The following is a 16742-nucleotide window of genomic DNA, read 5'->3' on the forward strand; positions in this document are numbered from 1 at the left end:
CTCCGCCCTGCGAAACCATTCGCGCCGATGTGATCGGCGTCCACCGCCGCCCGGCCCGCGTTCGTGACGATCGCGATACGCCCCTCTTCCTTGGGCCGGGTTGCGGCGATACATACGCCGTTTCCGAATTTCGGTAAAGCGGAATATCTTTGGCGATGCGGGTTGACCGAGCATTTGGGTGTTTTGCCCGACGGGCCACACAACATCTCGTCGCCCGGACGGATTTGTGCTGGTTTGCCCTAACACCCGCAACATTGGTATGGTTCATGCAAGCTGCGTCAGCTTCCCACCTCCTGACAAGAACGTGAAAATGCCAAGCTCAAGACCCGACCGTATCCGCAAGCTGCTCGCCGACCTCGTCGGCTTCGACACGATCAGCGATCGTTCCAACCTGTCCTTGATCGCGCATATCGAGAGCTATCTCGCCGCGCTCGGCGTCAAGGGTGAGCGCATCGTCGACGAGACCGGACAGAAAGCCTCGCTGTGGGTCACCATTGGACCCGAGGACCGCCCCGGCCTGGTGCTGTCAGGACATACCGACGTGGTGCCTGTGGTCGGCCAGGACTGGAGCCACGATCCGTTCAAGCTGATCGAGCGCGACGGCAGGCTCTACGGCCGCGGCACCACCGACATGAAGGGTTTCGTCGCGGTGTGCCTCGCCATGGTGCCTGAAATGCTGGAGGTGAAGCTGGAAACGCCGATCCATCTGGCGATCTCCTATGACGAAGAGATCGGCTGCGTCGGCGTGCGGCCGATGCTCGGCGAGATCGCGAAGAAGAAGGTCAGGCCGCTCGGCTGCTTCGTCGGCGAGCCCACCGAGATGAAGGTCATCATCGGGCACAAGGGCAAGCACGGCGTGCGCGCGACGTTTCGGGGGCTGGCCCGCCACTCCTCGATCGCGCCCGACGGGGTGAATGCGATCGAATATGCGGCCGAGCTGATCGTCGAAATCCGCCGCCGCGCGGTCACGCTCGCCGCCGTGCGGTCAACGGACAGCCTCTACGATGTTCCGCACTCGACGCTGCTCACCAGCATCGTCCATGGCGGCGCCGCGCTGAACATCGTGCCGGATAGTTGCACGGTGGATTTCGAATGCCGCGGCATCGGCATCACCGAGTCGCGCGAGGTCACGGATGCGATCGTCGCCTGGGCCAAGGCCGAGCTCGAGCCCGCGATGAAGTCGATGCATCCGGAATGCGGCATCGATTTCGAGGAGATCCTCGACTACCCCGCGCTCGACACGGCCGCCGACGCCGCCATCGTGACGCTGGCCAAGAGCCTCGCCGGCCGCAACGACCACGCCAAGGTCGCCTTCGGCACCGAGGCGAGCCTGTTTGCCAGCATGGCCGATATCCCATCCGTGGTGATCGGCCCCGGCGGAATCGCGCAGGCGCACACGCCGGACGAATTCGTGGAAATGGCGCAGCTGGAGAAATGCGCGGCGTTCGTGGAGAAGCTGATCGCGCATTGTGTTGCGTCATAATTGGTGTCTGCAGCTATCTGGGTCCCGGCTCTGCGGAGCAGCACTTCGTGCTGCACCGCGTCCGGGACAAGAAAGCATGGCTATTCATCGGCCTCGGGAGGCGAAATCGCTCGCCCGGAATCCGCTCACGTGTCCCGGACGCGGTGCGGCACGCAGTGACGCGCCGCAGAGCCGGGACCCAGGCGCCCTTGGCGACGGTGCCTCAACATGCAATCTTAAGTCGCGCCGCCATCGGACACAGGTTGCATGCAGATGCCCTTTTTCGTGTACATCCTCGCGAGCAAGCGAAACGGGACTCTTTATGTCGGGGTCACCAACAATCTCGGTCGACGAATGACCGAGCACAAGTCCAAACTCCTACCCGGCTTCACGCGGCAATACGATGTAACTCTGCTCGTCTACTTCGAAACCTTCGAGTCCGTGCTCGAGGCACGCTCACGCGAGCATTCGTTGAAGCGTTGGCGACGGGCGTGGAAGCTCAAGCTGATCGAAGAGCTCAATCGGGATTGGCGCGATCTTACGAACGAGTTGAATACCTTGGCGACGTGACTGGGTCCCGGCTCTGCGGAGCAGCACTTCGTGCTGCGCCGCGTCCGGGACACGAGAACGGCGATCGAGGAAAAAAGGCGCGGCCGTCAGCCGCGCCTTCGGATTCCTTAAACCGCGCCCGCCTTCTGCGCGTATTCCCACGACGCTTTCGACAGCGGTACGGTGCGCTTGGCTGATTCCAGCGCCTTGGCATTCGCCGCGGTGCCGTCGCGGACGCGGCCGGCGATGCCCTGGGTGATGCCGGCGAGGCGGAATAGATTGTAGGCGAAGTACCAGTTGAGGTCAGGCACCGTCATCTTGGTGACGTTGCAATAGATCTGCGCGGCCTCTTCCACGCTCGGAATGTTGAGCGCCTTGAGGTCGGCGCCCTCAAGGCCCGGCATGACCCACTGCATCAGGAGATAGGTGAAGTCGGCCATGGGATCGCCGAGCGTGGACAATTCCCAGTCGAGCACGGCCTGCACGCGCGGTTCCGTCGCGTGGAAAATCATGTTGTCGAGGCGATAGTCGCCGTGGACGATCGAGATGCGCGCCTGCTCCGGCACGGTTTTCGGCAACCATTCCGCGACCTTCTCGAACTCCGGAATGGTCTGGGTCTCGGACGCCCGATACTGCTTGGTCCAGCGGTCGATCTGGCGCGCGAAATAATTGCCGGGCTTGCCGAACTCGCCAAGACCGATCGCGACGGGATCGTACATGTGCAGCTTCGCCAGCGTCTCGATCTTGCTGGTGAAGATTTTTCGGCGGTCCTCCGGCGTCTGGCTCGGCAACGCCGGATCCCAGAACACCCGGCCGTCTTCCATCGACATGATGTAGAAGGCCGAACCGATGATGCTGTCGTCCTGGCACAGCGCATAGGCCTTCGCGACCGGAAAGCCCTGCTTTCCAAGCGCTGCGATCACCCGATATTCGCGATCGACCGCATGCGCCGACGGCAACAATTTGCCGAACGGCTTTCGGCGCATCACGTAGGAGCGGTTCGGCGTGTCAAGCCGGTAGGTCGGGTTGGACTGGCCGCCCTTGAACTGGAGCACGACCAGCGGTCCCTCATAACCCTCGACGTTGTCGCGCAACCAGGCCTCGAGCCGCATCTCGTCGATACGATGCCGCTCCTCGACAGGCTTGGTGCCCGAGAACTCTTCGTCTTTCCTGACGCCGTCAGCCACGATGACGCTCCCTCTTCAGTCCAAGCATGATCCTAATCGGTAACCGCTCTTGCACTTGCGTCAAGCGGTTATCCAACAAGGATCATGCCCTGTCGTTTCTTCAAGTCGGGAGCGCGCTTCCGCCCTCCCTCTTAATGACTGGAAGAGTTTGCATACTTCCGAACTTCAAGCCTGGCAATGGCGCGATTGTGCACCTCGTCCGGGCCGTCGGCGAGACGGAGCGTGCGGATGTGGGCGTAGTCCTTGGCAAGGCCCGCTTCGTCGGACACGCCTGCGCCGCCAAACGCCTGGATGGCCTCGTCGATGATCTTCAGCGCCATGTTGGGGGCTGCGACCTTGATCATGGCGATCTCGGCCTGCGCGGTCTTGTTGCCGACCTTGTCCATCATGTCGGAGGCCTTGAGGCATAGCAGCCGCGTCATCTCGATATTGGTGCGGGCTTCGCCGATGCGCTGCTCCCACACCGAATGCTCGACGATCCGCTTGCCGAAGGCGGTGCGCGAGGTGAGCCGCTTTACCATTTTCTCCAGCGCCTCCTCGGCCTTGCCGATGGTGCGCATGCAGTGATGGATACGGCCGGGACCGAGGCGGCCCTGCGCGATCTCGAAGCCGCGGCCTTCGCCGAGCAGGATGTTTTCCTTCGGCACCCGCACGTTCTCGAGCAGCACCTGGGCGTGGCCATGCGGCGCGTCGTCGAAGCCGAACACGGGCAGCATCTTCTCGACCTTGATGCCGGGGGTGTCGAGCGGAACCAGGATCTGAGACTGCTGCTGGTGCTTGGCCGCCTTGAAATCGGTCTTGCCCATCAGGATCGCGATCTTGCAGCGGGGATCGCCGACGCCGGACGACCACCATTTACGGCCGTTGATGACGTAGTGGTCGCCGTCGCGCACGATGCTGGTCTCGATGTTGGTGGCATCGGACGAGGCCACGGCCGGCTCCGTCATCAGGAAGGCGGAGCGGATTTCGCCGTCCATCAGCGGGCGCAGCCATTTACGCTTCTGCTCCTTGGAGCCGTAGCGCATGAACACTTCCATGTTGCCGGTGTCCGGCGCGGAACAATTGAAGACTTCCGAAGCCCAGGTGATGCGGCCCATCTCTTCCGACAGCAGCGCGTATTCGAGATTGGTCAGTCCCGCGCCGCGGAATTCGTCGTCCTCATGCTCGTTCGGCGGCATGAACATGTTCCAGAGGCCTTCGGCCTTCGCCTTCTTCTTGAGGTCTTCGAGCACCGGGATGACCTTCCAACGCTCGCCGCTGTGATCCTGCTCGTTGTAGACAGGCACCGCCGGGCGCACGTGCTTGGCCATGAAGGACCGCACGCGGTCGAGCCATTCCTTCTGCTTCGGCGACAGATCGAAATCCATGGGGACGCTCCTCGTTGTCTCTTTGCGAACTTGATTTGCGCCGGACTGTCCTCCCGCACCGTGCGACCTGCAAGCGCCAATGCGCGGCTTGCGGATGCTTCGGAACCGGTTCGCGCGTTTGCGAACGCGTCCCGATTGCGGATTGACTTTTCCGGCCTTCAAACGATAGTTTCATACAAGTGTTTGAATTGCAACTCCCTCCCGAGGGGCACCCATGGCCAGTGATCATACCCGGACTGCCCTTCTCGCCGCCGCCGAACGGCTCTATGCCGATCGCGGGTTCGGCGACGTGACGCTGCGCGACATCGTCGCGGAGGCCAGTGTCAATCTCGCGGCGGTGAACTATCATTTCGGTTCGAAGGACGAGTTGATCGCGGAGCTGTTCGTGACACGCTCGATCGCCACCAACCGCGAGCGCTTGCGCGAATTGAAGGCGGCGGAAGAACAAGGCGGCGGCCGCGCGTCGATCGAGGTGATCCTGCATGCCTTGGTCGGCCCGACGCTGCGCGGCTGCCTCGGCCCGGAGAACCAGCGCTCCACCGCGGCGCGCTTCATGATCCGCGCCTCGATCGAATCCGTGCCGCCGATCCGCCGCATCAAGAACCGCGAGATCGACCATTTGCGGAAATTCGCCGGCGCGATGCGCCGCGCCCTGCCCGACCGCAGCGACGTCGATATCTATTGGGGCTTGAATTTCGCGCTCGCCATGGCGCACCACACCATCCGCGAGAGCGAGCGGTTGACCAAGCTCTCGGAAGGCAAATGCGACCTGGACGACGTCGAGGACGTCGTCGCGCGCGTCGTCAGCGTGGCGACGATGGCGCTGACGGCGGGACGGACGGAGGCGAAGGCGCCGTCCAAGGTGGCGGCACGCTGAAACCTCACATCATCGCGATGCAGTCGATCTCGACGTCGAAGGGGCCAAACCATTCCGGCGTGCAGACAAAGATCCGCGCCGGCGGATCTTGCGGGAAATAGCGCGCATAGACGGCGTTGAACGCCGCGAAGTGTTTTGTCGAGGTGCAGTAGACGTTGCACTTCATGACGTTGTCCAGGCTCGCGCCCGCCGTCCGAAGGCACAGCTTCATCTGCTCCATGACGAGCTCGCTCTGCCGTTCGATCGGCACTTCCGCGATCTCGCCCGTCTCGGGCTCGAACGGCGGCAGGCCGGCGACGAAGATCATGTTGCCGGCGCGCGTGACCGGCGAGGTCGGCGCCTTCCAGCGATCGAGAAAGGTCGAGATCGGTTCGACGCGGAGCGCTTCGCGTTTCATGGGCGGCCACCTTCCGTTCAAGCGAGATGACGGCTTGCTACATCATCCTGCAGCCGCCATGCTTCGCTTCCGATCGAAGTTTGCTCGCCGAACCGCCTAGGCGTGCTGCGGCATCTCCTCGGCCTCTTCCTTGGCGAGCAGCAGCAGCATCTCGATGCCCATTTCGCCTTCCTGCGGCGAGCGAATGAACTTTATTTCGTCGGCGCTTTGCCGCAGCGCGGCAACGATCGCGACGGCCTGGTTTGCCGTGGCCGCCTCGGTCGCCAGAATGGCCTTCTGGTCCTTGGCCTGAAACCCGATCGTGTAGGACATCGTTCCCTCCCGGACTGAGTGGAAGGATCGAATCTGAGTCGCGCGCGGAACGGAAGCCTGTGTGAGTACGGACCGGGATTATCTGGGGATTGCCCGCAAGCCTCAGGCAAGCCCGAGCATCGCGCGCGCCTCGTTTGGCGGTCGCGACGCTCGCCCCCAGGCTCTTCAGGATGCCGGCGGCATGCGCGACGTTCCGCGAGCGCCGGCCCTCTTCCCTTCTCCCAAAAGCTCAGATGATACCCTGCTGCTTCAGCGTCTCGATCTTGTCCGCATCATAGCCGAGCTTGCCGCCGAGCACCTCCTGGGTGTGCTCCCCTAATAGCGGCGGGGCGCGGTAGGTCTCGATCGGGGTTTCCGAGAGCGTCAGCGCGTTGCGGATCAGCGAGAGATCGGGCTCGAAGGGATGGTCGACCTTCACCCGCATGCCGCGCGACTGGACGTGGGGATCGGAAAACACCTGCTCGAAATTGTTGATCGGACCTGACGGCACGCCGGCCTCCTCCAGCTTGTCCAGCCAATAGGCCACCGGCTGCTTCAGGAACAGGCCGGCGAAGATCGCCATGATTTCCTTACCGTGCACGACGCGGTCGTTGTTCTTGACAAAGCGCTTGTCGCTCGCGAGCTCGGGCTCACCGAGCACCGCGCAGGTGCGCTGGAACTGGCCGTCATTGCCGACCACCAGCATCAGTTCCCCGTCGGTGCAGCGGAACACGCCGGCCGGCATGCCGCCATTGCCCCAGGTGCCGCGGCGCGGCGGGGTCTTGCCGTTGACGAGGTAGATCTGCAGCCAGTGCGACAACGATGCAATGACGGTGTCGAACAGGCAGACGTCGATATGCTGTCCCACGCCATCATTGGCGTCGCGATGGTACAGCGCCGAGAGAATCCCGATCGAGGTGTTCATGCCGGTCATGTAGTCGACGATCGACGGGCCGACCTTCATCGGGCCCTCGCCGGGCTCGCCGTCGATATGGCCGGTGACGCTCATCAGGCCGCCCATCGCCTGCAGGATGGCGTCATAGCCGGCGCGCGGCGCGTAAGGCCCCGTCTGGCCGAAGCCGGTCACCGAGCAATAGATGATGCCGGGGTTGATCGCCTTGATCGTCTCGTAGTCGAGGCCGTAGCGCTTGAGATCGCCGACCTTGTAGTTCTCCATGAAGACGTCGACATCCTTGGCGAGCTCGCGGATGATCGCCTGCCCCTCGGGCTTGGCGATGTTGACCGTGACCGACTTCTTGTTGCGGTTGGCGCAGAGATAGAAGGAATTGTTGTTGTTGGCCTTGCCCTCGGGATCGGTCAGGTAAGGCGGCCCGAAGGCGCGCGCGTCGTCGCCGGTGCCCGGCCGCTCGATCTTGATCACCTCCGCGCCGAGATCGCCCAGCATCTGGGCCGACAAGGGTCCGGCAAGCACGCGGGTGAGGTCAAGGATCTTGATGCCTGAAAGCGGCAGGGCCGACATGTCGAAGTCCTCCGGGAACCGAATATTGGCGCGGCGGCGAGGTCGCGGGCCGCGCTTCCTGCGGATACACTATTTTGGCGGTCTGAGCACTGCACTGTGGGCATACGGCCATCCCCCCGCTCGCCCGGCGCAGGTCACCCTCGCAGCGAATTTCCGCAGCGCGAATATTCTCAGGTCACGGCCGCCGCAACCACCTCCGGCCGCCGTCGGCCGAGCAGGACCAGGATCAGCACCGTTGCGCAGGAGAACACGAAGGTAAGCCCCAGCGCGCCGCGGCTGCCGAACTGGGTGAGCAGGCCGACCAGGAGCGGCGGAGAAAGGGCGGAGGCGAGATTGAGCGGCAGCGCGATCATCGACATCGCCTTGGCGAACTCGGCCTGATCGTAGAACACCAGCGGGATCGTCGCCCGCGCCACCGCCATCGCGCCGCTGCCGGCACCATAGAGCAGGATGAAGACCGCCACCGCCCAGGTCGCGCCCTCGCTCGACATCAGCAGCAGCATGGCGACCGGGAGCGCCGTGCCGGCTACGAGCCCGGTCGTGATTCCGTCCCACCGTCCGCCGCCGAGAAAATCGAGTCCGCGGGCGCTGACCTGGATCACGCCCAGCATCGAGCCGAACAAAAGCGCCTGCGCCGGCGCCAGCCCCTCCGCCCGCAACAACTCGATCATGATGGCACCGATGCCGAAATTGACGAAGGCATTGAGCGTGATCGCGGCGACGACGAGGCTGAAGGTGCTCCTGGGAATCGCAGGCGGCGGCGAAGACTTCAGCGGTCCACCGCCAGCATCTCCGGCAATTTTCCGGCGCGGCGCGAGAAACGCAAAGAGCGGAAGATTGATGACGAGCATCATCGCCGCGTAGACGAGGCACATCGCGCGCCAGCCGAGCTGATCGCTCAGAAACGAGGTGGTCGGCCAGAAGATGCTGCTCGACAGGCCCGTCACCAGCATCAGCGCGCCGATGGCGTTCTTGGCCTGCCGCCCGGCGACCTCGTTCAGCATGATATAGGCGCCGGTCGAAAGCGTGGCGCTGCCGGCGATGCCGAGAACGATCCAGGCGGCGAAATAGAGCATCGGCTCGCGCGCGAGGGACAGCAGTATGAAGCCCGGCACGGTGAGGACCGTGCCCGCCACCATCACGTTTCGCGCGCCGTGCCGCGCAAACGACTTGGCCAGCCATGGCGCGCACAGCCCCATCGACACATACAGAACGGATGTCCCGGCGAACACCGCCGGCAAGCTCATGCCGAGATCGGCCGCGAGAGCGCGCCCGACAATGGCGGGAAGACCTATTGTACCCCACCCAACAAGTTGGGTAACCGCGAGCACCAGCAGGACGCCGATCAGCCTGCTGTCAGATTTCAGAAACCGCATTCCAACCGTCGCCTGCCCGCCAGGCGCAGATCACGCCTGTCACGCCAGTCTTACCCTCGGATGCGACGACCGGGAATGGCGGTTCCGAATGGCACGGCCGCGCCAGCCGCGGGGCAGCCGTCAGGCAGGATGGCCGGGATCGACCTGCTTCGGCGTCTTCTTGTCGCGTTGCGGTGTCATCTTGGCGGGATCCGGTGCATCCGGCACGCCGCGCGGCCCGAGCTGATCGCGCTGAATGTCGTCTTCGGAGCGAGAGGGCTCAATGCCGTTCGGCTCACGGGGCTTGGTCATCGCAGTCTCCTGAAGTGCTCTGCTCGGAGTGATCCGTCAAATGCCGAGCGCGTTCTCGCCGGCATCGCGGCCAGGCACGCTGACATGGACCTCGTGTCCCTCGCGAAGCGCCAGGGATGCCGCGGCGACCGCCGATTCGAACGCGGCTTCCTTGGTGGCGTATCTACTCTTGACGTCGCCGTCGTGCAGCACACCCCATTCGTCCTGCACTGGCACGATGGCGTATTGAGCAAGGCCCATGGTCCAACTCCTCCCGTTCTCAGGTCTATCTTTGCGTGACCTGGGGATGCGCAGCGGTCACACGCCACACAATGTTGCCGCTGTCGTCGGCGACCAGCAGCGCGCCGGTCTTGTCGATGGCGACGCCGACGGGCCGCCCGCGCGCGTGATTGTCGTTGTTGAGGAAGCCGGTGACGACGTCCTGAGGCGGGCCGCTCGGCTTGCCATCCGTGAACGGCACGAACACCACCTTGTAGCCGTTCAAGACCTGCCTGTTCCAACTGCCATGCTCGCCGACGAAGGCGCCGCCGCGGTAGGCGGCCGGCAGACTCGCGCTTGTGTTGAAGGCCATTCCGAGCGGCGCAACATGCGAGCTCAACGCGTAGTCAGGCACGATCGCCTTGGCGACGAGGTCGGGCCGCTGCGGCTTGACGCGGGGATCGACGTGCTGGCCGTAGTAGCTGTAGGGCCAGCCGTAGAAGCCGCCGTCCTTCACCGATGTCATGTAGTCGGGCACGAGATCCGGACCGAGTTCGTCCCGCTCGTTCACCACCGTCCACAGCGCCCCGGTCTGCGGCTCGAAGCTGAGACCGTTGGGATTGCGCAGCCCGCTCGCGAAGATGCGCCAACGGCCGCTGGCACGATCGACCTCGAGGATGTTGGCGCGATTGTGCTCGGCCTCCATGCCGTTCTCGGTGATGTTGCTGTTGGAACCGACGCCGGCATAGAGCTTTGAACCGTCGGGGCTAGCGACCAGGCTCTTGGTCCAGTGATGGTCGATCGGTCCGCCCGGCAGCGGCGTCAGCACCGTGCCCGGGGCGGTGATCTTCGTGTCACCCTCCGTGTAGGGATATCTGACGATCGCATCGGTGTTGGCGACATAGAGGTCGTTGCCAACCAGCGCGACGCCGAACGGCGAATTGAGATGGTCGAGGAAGACGCTTTGCGTGTCCGGCACGCCGTCGCCGTTGCCGTCGCGCAGCAGCGTGATGCGGTTGCTCTCGCCGGTGTCGCCGCCTGATGTCGCCCAGGACTCGATGTATCCCATCACGATTTCCTTGGGCCGCTTGATCGGGGCCGCCTTCGGCGCCTTGGATTCCACCACCAGCACGTCGCCGTTGGGAAGCACGTAAAGGAATCGCGGATGCTGCAGGCCCGTCGCAAAGGCCTTGGCCTGCAAACCTTGCGCGACGGCCGGCGTCTCGTCCTTCTTCCAGCCGACAATGCGGGCGATGTGCATCGGCGGCAGCAGATATTGCTGGATGTCGGGAAGCGTCGGGTTGGCGCCGGTTTGCGCCTTCGGATCGCCACTGCCGTCATTGCAGGCGGCGAGGGATAGCAGCCAGGAGCACAACAGGGCGCGAGCGATCGAGGATTTCATCGCGCAACTCCCACGCCGTGGCGATAGACCATGGCCCAGCCAAGCCAGCCGGTGACGGGCAGGATCAGCACGGTAATCGCCGAAAGCACGAGCCCGATCGGCCACACCGATGTCCAGGCATCACGCGTGTGGATCAGGGCGTTGGCGGTGGCCAGGATCAGCGCCACCGCGTTGCCGATCAGGTGCGGCCAGGCCGGCGGCTGCGCCCGCACCAGACGGTTGCCGAGGAAATCGGTCAGACCGGCGATTGCCGCCAGCACGCCGAAGATGACGCCGACGACCAGAAGCCAGGCCGAAAAATCCGCCCACATGATCTCGGCACTGACGACGTAGGCGATGTCGGTTAGCAGCGCCCCGATGAAGCAAGCGATCGGTATCGGCACCAGCATCGGATGAATCGGATGGCCCGCGATTTGCGCGGTGGTGCGAACGCGCACGTTGTCTTGCACGGTTTGGCCTCGTATGACTTTCGCTCTGCCCGACGGCCAACTCGTCCTTGGGATGAAGGTTCCTACGCTTGCCTCTAGCCTTGCGCCGTCACCGGTGCGCTGGCCTGATACGCCGCGCGCCGATGCCGAGGGCACTCGGGCGGACTGCATTCCTTCGACTTTGGTTCGCAACACGAAGCCAACGTATCAAAGTTTAATGCGTTCTACCCTTCTCTTCGACCAGATTAGGAGACGGGTTTTGGGGTTATCGGACCACCAATGCAGGCAGGATTTGCGTTCTCCAAGCTCGCCGACCGGCTGGCGAGCCTCGCTCCAGTAACTGCCGACGATCTCCACCTGCTCGCGGACATGGCAAGCACAATTGCCCATCTAGGTTCGCGTCAGACCGTTCTGCGGCATGGCGACGATGCCACCCAGTGCTGTCTGCTGCTCCAGGGATATCTGTCCTGGCAGGACGCAGAGAGCGCGGACGGGCAGATCACGTCAATCCATGTTCCCGGTGACATCGCCAATCTACACACGCTTCATCGCCCTCGCGTTGACGGCAACCTGATCGCGCTCGGCCCGGCCATCGTCGCTCTCGTGCCACATCGCTTCTTTCACGATCTGTCCGCGCGTTCGCCCGCTATGTCCCGCGCATTGCTGCTGATGCTGCTCACCGATCACGCCATTCAGCGCAACTGGACAGTGAACCTGGGTAGCCGCGATGCATTGACGCGCGTGGCGCATCTGCTGTGCGAGATCACGGCGCGCCTGCAAAGCGTCGGTCTTGCCAGAGATTTCAGACTGCCATCACCCTTCACCCAATCGGACCTTGCCGCAGCGTGCAGCATCTCCCCTGTCCACGCCAATCGCACCATTCAGGAACTGCGACGATGCAACCTTCTGCAATGGCAGGGTAAGACGGTAATGATCACGGACTGGCCGGCACTCGTGCGGCTCGCAAGTTTCGATCCGACTTATCTGGGGATTCGACCCAGCCATGAGGATGCGTCGTCGCATCTCAAGCCGCTTACGGCGGAGGTTGCGCTCGTTTGAGCTTTTTCAGACGACGCGTTGTCAAACGACGCCTTGAACACCTCGGACGCCTTGAACACCTCGGGAGCGCGCAACCAATGCCTTGCGTGCCTCTGCAAGGACCAAATCCCAATCGCCCGGGGTCCTCTGATGAAACAATCGCAGGCTGGGATACCAGAAGGAGTGAGATCCAGCTGACGGCCAGCGCCAGTCGCAATCCGCATGCAACATCACCCACGCGTCACGTCCGAGCGCCCCCGCGAGGTGGGCTACCATGGTGTCGACGCAAATGAGGAGATCGAGCCGCCGGAGGTGATGACCGAGAACCGTAACGTCAGGCGTACTGACGTCCCTCGCGCCAATCTCTGCCAGTTCGCACGTCCGGGCTCCGCGCTGCAGCGAGCAGAGCGTTACGCCGGGAACGGCAAGATGCCCCAACAGCGCGGGCGGAACGGTCCTTCGCTTGTCCCAATTGCCGACTTCCCAAACCAGGCCGACGGCAAGACCTCGCTCATGCGGCAGCGTTGGCTCGACCGCCGGTGGCAGTGATACGTAAGGTGCGCGCATTTCGACGTGCTCACGCCTCGCCTTTATGGCATGCGGAACCTCCATAATCTCGATATCGACCTCGAAGTCGACGTCAGGCGCACCGTCGTGGAGCGCAAAGGCACGATCGACGCCAGCCGCTCGCTGGACCAGCGGCAGGAGCTCGCTCTGGCACCAGACCGCGACGCTGCGCGCGATATCGCGAAGCGGCCGCATGAAGCGCAGGAACTGAATGGTGTCGCCAAGCCCATGGTAGCAGCGGACCAGCACATGCTTGCCCGTCAGGTCCTCGCCGCGCCAGATCCGCTGGAGGTGACGCGGCCCGGTGTGCTTGGGTGGATACGCAAGCATCGTCAGATCGCGGTCGTTGATCGCCCAGGCGCGTTCGAAGTCGCCTGCCCGCATCGCCTCCGTCCAACCGCCCGACACTCGCGGTGATCCGATCAACGCCGCACGAATTTGTGAAAGCGGCTCGGTTTACCGTCCTTGGTCTGGTCCTGGTGGAGGAAGGCAATGCCGGCCTCGTCGAATTTGGTGAAGAATTCGTCCCAGCCGATCCGGTCGAGCCCTTCGTCGGGCGGATCGAAATCGATGCGCAGGATGCCGGCGTGTCCGTCCTCCTCCGTAGCCTTGACCGTCGCGGGCTTTCCACCGCGCTCCTCCGCCCATTTCCGGATGACGTCGTGGCTGGTGGTCTGCTGGGCTTCGCTGGTTTGTGATTTGGATGACATGTGACACCTCGATTGCTGACAAGGAGCGAGCGATGGATCGGCCCTCGCGTCAGACTGTTTCGCCGTGAACGCCGGGCGCGAGGATTTGTTCTTTCGTATGTCGGACTCTCTCGAGAGCATCATCTTCTTCATCTTCATCCTGGAAGCTCTTCGTTCCCTCCAAACTGCCCGCGATTTTATCCCAGGTTAAGCGCGCGAAATTTTTCCGGCCGGAATCTGACGTGAGGCGGACATAGTGCCGTGAGTTCAGGAACGAACATACGTTCCTCACGTTCGCCGACGTACTTACGTCAACACTGCATGTCTTCCGGAGGGCTTCGATCCATGCATTCTCGTCTTCAGGACAGGCGGCGCGTGCGCGTCGGCATCGTCGGTGTCGGCAATTGTGCGAGCTCCTTCGTTCAGGGGCTCTCCTACTACCGGGAGGCCAAATCGAACGAGCCGGTGCCCGGGCTGATGAACGCCGATCTCGGCGGCTATCATATCAGCGACATCCAGGTGGCGTCGGCCTTCGACGTCCATGCCGGCAAGGTCGGACGAGACGTCGCCGAGGCAATCTTCGCAGCACCGAACAATACGCATCGCTTTTCCGACGTTGCGCAGACCGGCGTCGTCGTCCAGCGCGGCCCGGTCATGGACGGCATCGGCCATTATTTGAAGGAGGACATTCCGATTGCGCATGTTCCGGAAGCCGACGTCTCGGAAGTGCTCGCGACGTCGCGCACGGACGTGCTGGTGTCCTATCTTCCCGTCGGCTCGCAGCACGCAAGCGACTTTTATGCCGCGCGCGCGATCGAGGCCGGCTGCGGCTACGTCAATTGCATCCCGGTCTTCATTGCCTCGAATCCCGACTGGCGGCGGCGTTTCGAGGATGCAGGCCTGCCGATCGTCGGCGACGACATCAAGAGCCAGGTCGGCGCCACGATTCTGCACCGCGTGCTCGCCAATCTCTTCCGCGACCGCGGCGTGCGGCTCGATCGCACCTACCAGCTCAATGTCGGCGGCAACACCGATTTCAAGAACATGCTCGAGCGCGAGCGGCTGACCTCGAAGAAAATCTCCAAGACCCAGGCCGTGACCAGCCAGCTCGACGTGCCCATGGATGCCGATAATATTCATGTCGGTCCGAGCGACCACGTGCCGTGGCTGACCGACCGCAAGCTGGCCTTTATCCGCCTGGAGGGCACGACGTTCGGCGGTGTGCCCTTGAGCGCGGAAGTCAAGCTCGAGGTCTGGGACTCCCCGAATTCGGCAGGTGTCGTGATCGACGCGGTCCGCTGCGCCAAGCTCGCCATGGACCGCGGGCAGGCCGGCGCGCTGACGGGCCCATCGAGCTATTTCATGAAGTCGCCGCCGCAGCAGTTCACGGACGAGGAAGCCGGACGTCGAACGCGCGCGTTCATCGACGACAAGGCGTATACCTGATGGCGAAGATCATTCATCTGATCCGCCACGGGCATCACGCCCTCCTCGGCCTGACGCTATGTGGCCGGATGAAGGGCGTAGAGCTCGATGATCCCGGTTGCGAAGAAATGGCGCGATGCGCCGAAAGCATCTCACCGCGACCAACATTGATACAGTCGAGCCCGCAACGGCGCTGCATGCAGTCGGCCTGTATCCTTGCCGCGCATTTCGGCTTGCCGGTCGAGATCGTTCCCGCGCTCAACGAGCTCGACTATGGCGAATGGACTGGACGATCCTTCGAGGCGCTCGCCCCGGATCCCCGATGGTCGCGCTGGAACGAACAACGCAGAACGATCCGTCCGCCGGGCGGCGAAAGCATGCGGGCACTCCAGAAGCGCGTCGTCGCCCATCTGGAGCAGGTGAGCAGCGACCGCGATCCCGGCACCGTCGTCGCCGTCAGCCATGCCGAGCCGATCCGCGCGGCGCTGCTGTATTATTCCCGGAAAGAGCTCGACGACTTCCTCTCGATCGAGATCGACCCCGGCAGCGTCAGCACTCTCAGCGTGGACAATCGCGGAATCAAGATCACCGGGATCAATCAGCGGGTGCCAGCGTGAAGATCGTCATCTTCGGCCTGACAATTTCCTCTTCCTGGGGCAACGGTCACGCGACCTTGTGGCGTGGGCTTTGCAAGCATCTCGCGCGATCCGGGCACAGCGTCGTCTTTTTCGAGCGCGACGTGCCCTATTACGCCAGCGCGCGGGATTTGCACGAACTGGCGGGCGGCCAGCTGCGCCTGTTCTCGAATTGGGACGATGTGCTTCCTTTGGCGCGCAGCGACCTTCGCGATGCCGATGTCGCGATCGTGACCTCCTATTGTCCCGACGCGATCGCCGCGACCGAGCTTACTCTGTCTGAGGGTCGCGCGCTGCCCGTGTTCTACGATCTCGACACACCGGTCACGCTGGCGAAGCTCATGGCCGGCGGCGCCGTTCCCTATATCGGGCCGCGCGGCCTGCGAGATTTCGCCTTGGTCCTGAGCTTCACCGGCGGTCCCCGCATCTGCAACGAATTTCGCGACCGGCTCGGCGCCTGCAACGTCCGTCCGCTCTACGGCCATGTCGACACTGACATCCATCGACCGGTCCCGTCTCAGTCGCACTACCGTGCGCATCTGTCCTATCTCGGCACATATTCGCAGGATCGTCAGCGCGCGCTCGAGGCTCTCTTCGTCGAACCCGCACGGGCACGGCAGGATCTGCGCTTCCTGATCGGGGGTGCGCAATACCCGGAAGATTTTCCCTGGTCGCCAAACATCTATTTCGTGCAGCACTTGCCGCCGTCAGAGCACGCGTCGTTCTTTGCGTCGTCCCGGCTGACGCTCAACGTCACGCGCCGGGCCATGGCGGAGATGGGCTGGTGCCCGTCCGGGCGTCTGTTCGAAGCTGCTGCCTGCAAGGCCCCACTGCTCAGCGACGATTGGCCGGGGATCGATGAATTCTTTGCGCCCGGGCACGAGATCCTGATCGCGCGCGATGAAAAGGACACGCTTGCTGCATTGACGACGGCCGACGCCGAGCTTCAGCACATTGCCGCGCGCGCATATGAACGGACCATGGATCAGCACACCTCCGACAAGCGCGCAGGCGAACTGATCTCGCTGCTCGAGCAGGCGGCATCCCTCGGCGCGCGCCGGCAACAACCCGAGGAGGCCTGAT

19 protein-coding genes are annotated in these 16742 nt (G+C 63.5%); 7 read left to right on the forward strand and 12 right to left on the reverse strand.

Features of this window, described 5'->3' with window-relative positions; translation table 11 throughout:
• The first annotated feature begins 310 nt into the window (after positions 1 to 310).
• Positions 311 to 1483, forward strand: a complete 1173-nt coding sequence (gene argE, locus IVA74_RS30135; protein WP_247350280.1) for an acetylornithine deacetylase — start codon at positions 311 to 313, stop codon at positions 1481 to 1483.
• 246 nt (positions 1484 to 1729) lie between these two features.
• Entirely contained in the window at positions 1730 to 2032 is a 303-nt protein-coding gene (locus IVA74_RS30140; protein ID WP_247350282.1) for a GIY-YIG nuclease family protein, read from the forward strand.
• Between the two features lie 107 nt (positions 2033 to 2139).
• On the opposite strand, the gene IVA74_RS30145 is transcribed toward IVA74_RS30140, so the two are convergent.
• Both IVA74_RS30145 and IVA74_RS30150 read right to left on the reverse strand, forming a co-directional pair.
• On the reverse strand, positions 2140 to 3198 hold the full coding sequence (locus tag IVA74_RS30145; protein ID WP_247350283.1) for a phosphotransferase family protein: 1059 nt from the start codon (positions 3196 to 3198) through the stop codon (positions 2140 to 2142).
• A 131-nt stretch (positions 3199 to 3329) separates the two neighbouring features.
• Positions 3330 to 4565 carry an acyl-CoA dehydrogenase family protein gene (locus tag IVA74_RS30150; RefSeq protein WP_247350285.1) on the reverse strand — a complete coding sequence of 412 codons (1236 nt, stop codon included), beginning with the start codon at positions 4563 to 4565 and terminating at the stop codon, positions 3330 to 3332.
• 214 nt (positions 4566 to 4779) lie between these two features.
• Here IVA74_RS30150 and IVA74_RS30155 point away from each other — a divergent pair, with 214 nt between their 5' ends.
• Positions 4780 to 5442 carry a TetR/AcrR family transcriptional regulator gene (locus tag IVA74_RS30155; RefSeq protein ID WP_247350286.1) on the forward strand — a complete coding sequence of 221 codons (663 nt, stop codon included), beginning with the start codon at positions 4780 to 4782 and terminating at the stop codon, positions 5440 to 5442.
• Positions 5443 to 5446: 4 nt separating this feature from the next.
• On the opposite strand, the gene IVA74_RS30160 is transcribed toward IVA74_RS30155, so the two are convergent.
• The 8 genes from IVA74_RS30160 to IVA74_RS30195 form a co-directional block, all read right to left on the reverse strand.
• Positions 5447 to 5839 (reverse strand): RidA family protein, encoded by a 393-nt coding sequence (locus IVA74_RS30160; protein WP_247350287.1) that lies wholly within the window; start codon positions 5837 to 5839, stop codon positions 5447 to 5449.
• Positions 5840 to 5935: 96 nt separating this feature from the next.
• Positions 5936 to 6151, reverse strand: coding sequence for a hypothetical protein (locus IVA74_RS30165; RefSeq protein ID WP_247350289.1), 216 nt, complete (start codon positions 6149 to 6151; stop codon positions 5936 to 5938).
• Positions 6152 to 6380: 229 nt separating this feature from the next.
• On the reverse strand, positions 6381 to 7610 hold the full coding sequence (locus IVA74_RS30170; RefSeq protein ID WP_247350291.1) for a CaiB/BaiF CoA-transferase family protein: 1230 nt from the start codon (positions 7608 to 7610) through the stop codon (positions 6381 to 6383).
• 170 nt (positions 7611 to 7780) lie between these two features.
• A complete protein-coding gene (locus tag IVA74_RS30175) occupies positions 7781 to 8986 on the reverse strand; it encodes an MFS transporter (RefSeq protein ID WP_247350293.1) in 1206 nt (401 codons plus the stop codon).
• A 120-nt stretch (positions 8987 to 9106) separates the two neighbouring features.
• Positions 9107 to 9277, reverse strand: coding sequence for a hypothetical protein (locus tag IVA74_RS30180; RefSeq protein WP_247350294.1), 171 nt, complete (start codon positions 9275 to 9277; stop codon positions 9107 to 9109).
• A gap of 36 nt (positions 9278 to 9313) precedes the next feature.
• Complete coding sequence (locus tag IVA74_RS30185) at positions 9314 to 9517, reverse strand: hypothetical protein (RefSeq protein ID WP_092220800.1); 204 nt, start codon at positions 9515 to 9517, stop codon at positions 9314 to 9316.
• A gap of 25 nt (positions 9518 to 9542) precedes the next feature.
• Positions 9543 to 10877 carry a sorbosone dehydrogenase family protein gene (locus tag IVA74_RS30190; protein WP_247350296.1) on the reverse strand — a complete coding sequence of 445 codons (1335 nt, stop codon included), beginning with the start codon at positions 10875 to 10877 and terminating at the stop codon, positions 9543 to 9545.
• Positions 10874 to 11326, reverse strand: coding sequence for a DUF2231 domain-containing protein (locus IVA74_RS30195; protein WP_247350298.1), 453 nt, complete (start codon positions 11324 to 11326; stop codon positions 10874 to 10876). Before IVA74_RS30195 ends, IVA74_RS30190 begins: the two co-directional genes overlap by 4 nt.
• Before the next feature lie 258 nt (positions 11327 to 11584).
• On the opposite strand from IVA74_RS30195, the gene IVA74_RS30200 reads away from it, so the two are divergent.
• On the forward strand, positions 11585 to 12364 hold the full coding sequence (locus tag IVA74_RS30200; protein WP_247350301.1) for a Crp/Fnr family transcriptional regulator: 780 nt from the start codon (positions 11585 to 11587) through the stop codon (positions 12362 to 12364).
• A gap of 21 nt (positions 12365 to 12385) precedes the next feature.
• On the opposite strand, the gene IVA74_RS30205 is transcribed toward IVA74_RS30200, so the two are convergent.
• Together IVA74_RS30205 and IVA74_RS30210 are read right to left on the reverse strand one after the other, a co-directional pair.
• Complete coding sequence (locus tag IVA74_RS30205; RefSeq protein ID WP_247350303.1) at positions 12386 to 13294, reverse strand: hypothetical protein; 909 nt, start codon at positions 13292 to 13294, stop codon at positions 12386 to 12388.
• A gap of 38 nt (positions 13295 to 13332) precedes the next feature.
• Entirely contained in the window at positions 13333 to 13620 is a 288-nt protein-coding gene (locus IVA74_RS30210) for a hypothetical protein (protein ID WP_247350305.1), read from the reverse strand.
• A 324-nt stretch (positions 13621 to 13944) separates the two neighbouring features.
• Between IVA74_RS30210 and IVA74_RS30215 the strand changes: the two genes are divergently transcribed.
• Genes IVA74_RS30215 through IVA74_RS30225 form a run of 3 tightly spaced genes read left to right on the forward strand, consistent with a single transcriptional unit; the run spans position 13945 to position 16741 of the window.
• Positions 13945 to 15045, forward strand: coding sequence for an inositol-3-phosphate synthase (locus IVA74_RS30215; protein WP_247350307.1), 1101 nt, complete (start codon positions 13945 to 13947; stop codon positions 15043 to 15045).
• On the forward strand, positions 15045 to 15641 hold the full coding sequence (locus IVA74_RS30220; RefSeq protein WP_247350309.1) for a histidine phosphatase family protein: 597 nt from the start codon (positions 15045 to 15047) through the stop codon (positions 15639 to 15641). The genes IVA74_RS30215 and IVA74_RS30220 overlap by 1 nt, the downstream gene beginning before the upstream one ends.
• A complete protein-coding gene (locus tag IVA74_RS30225) occupies positions 15638 to 16741 on the forward strand; it encodes a glycosyltransferase (protein ID WP_247350310.1) in 1104 nt (367 codons plus the stop codon). The genes IVA74_RS30220 and IVA74_RS30225 overlap by 4 nt, the downstream gene beginning before the upstream one ends.
• The last annotated feature ends 1 nt before the right edge of the window (position 16742 follow it).

This window comes from Bradyrhizobium sp. 132 (assembly GCF_023074185.1).
In the GTDB taxonomy this organism is placed as follows: domain Bacteria; phylum Pseudomonadota; class Alphaproteobacteria; order Rhizobiales; family Xanthobacteraceae; genus Bradyrhizobium.

Bases quoted from the DNA above. Each gene is read 5' to 3' on its own strand.
- argE (WP_247350280.1), top strand. From the start codon at position 311: ATGCCAAGCTCAAGACCCGACCGTATCCGCAAGCTGCTCGCCGACCTC.
- IVA74_RS30140 (WP_247350282.1), top strand. From the start codon at position 1,730: ATGCAGATGCCCTTTTTCGTGTACATCCTCGCGAGCAAGCGAAACGGG.
- IVA74_RS30150 (WP_247350285.1), bottom strand. From the start codon at position 4,565: ATGGATTTCGATCTGTCGCCGAAGCAGAAGGAATGGCTCGACCGCGTG.
- IVA74_RS30155 (WP_247350286.1), top strand. From the start codon at position 4,780: ATGGCCAGTGATCATACCCGGACTGCCCTTCTCGCCGCCGCCGAACGG.
- IVA74_RS30160 (WP_247350287.1), bottom strand. From the start codon at position 5,839: ATGAAACGCGAAGCGCTCCGCGTCGAACCGATCTCGACCTTTCTCGAT.
- IVA74_RS30165 (WP_247350289.1), bottom strand. From the start codon at position 6,151: ATGTCCTACACGATCGGGTTTCAGGCCAAGGACCAGAAGGCCATTCTG.
- IVA74_RS30170 (WP_247350291.1), bottom strand. From the start codon at position 7,610: ATGTCGGCCCTGCCGCTTTCAGGCATCAAGATCCTTGACCTCACCCGC.
- IVA74_RS30175 (WP_247350293.1), bottom strand. From the start codon at position 8,986: ATGCGGTTTCTGAAATCTGACAGCAGGCTGATCGGCGTCCTGCTGGTG.
- IVA74_RS30180 (WP_247350294.1), bottom strand. From the start codon at position 9,277: ATGACCAAGCCCCGTGAGCCGAACGGCATTGAGCCCTCTCGCTCCGAA.
- IVA74_RS30185 (WP_092220800.1), bottom strand. From the start codon at position 9,517: ATGGGCCTTGCTCAATACGCCATCGTGCCAGTGCAGGACGAATGGGGT.
- IVA74_RS30190 (WP_247350296.1), bottom strand. From the start codon at position 10,877: ATGAAATCCTCGATCGCTCGCGCCCTGTTGTGCTCCTGGCTGCTATCC.
- IVA74_RS30200 (WP_247350301.1), top strand. From the start codon at position 11,585: ATGCAGGCAGGATTTGCGTTCTCCAAGCTCGCCGACCGGCTGGCGAGC.
- IVA74_RS30205 (WP_247350303.1), bottom strand. From the start codon at position 13,294: ATGCGGGCAGGCGACTTCGAACGCGCCTGGGCGATCAACGACCGCGAT.
- IVA74_RS30210 (WP_247350305.1), bottom strand. From the start codon at position 13,620: ATGTCATCCAAATCACAAACCAGCGAAGCCCAGCAGACCACCAGCCAC.
- IVA74_RS30215 (WP_247350307.1), top strand. From the start codon at position 13,945: ATGCATTCTCGTCTTCAGGACAGGCGGCGCGTGCGCGTCGGCATCGTC.
- IVA74_RS30220 (WP_247350309.1), top strand. From the start codon at position 15,045: ATGGCGAAGATCATTCATCTGATCCGCCACGGGCATCACGCCCTCCTC.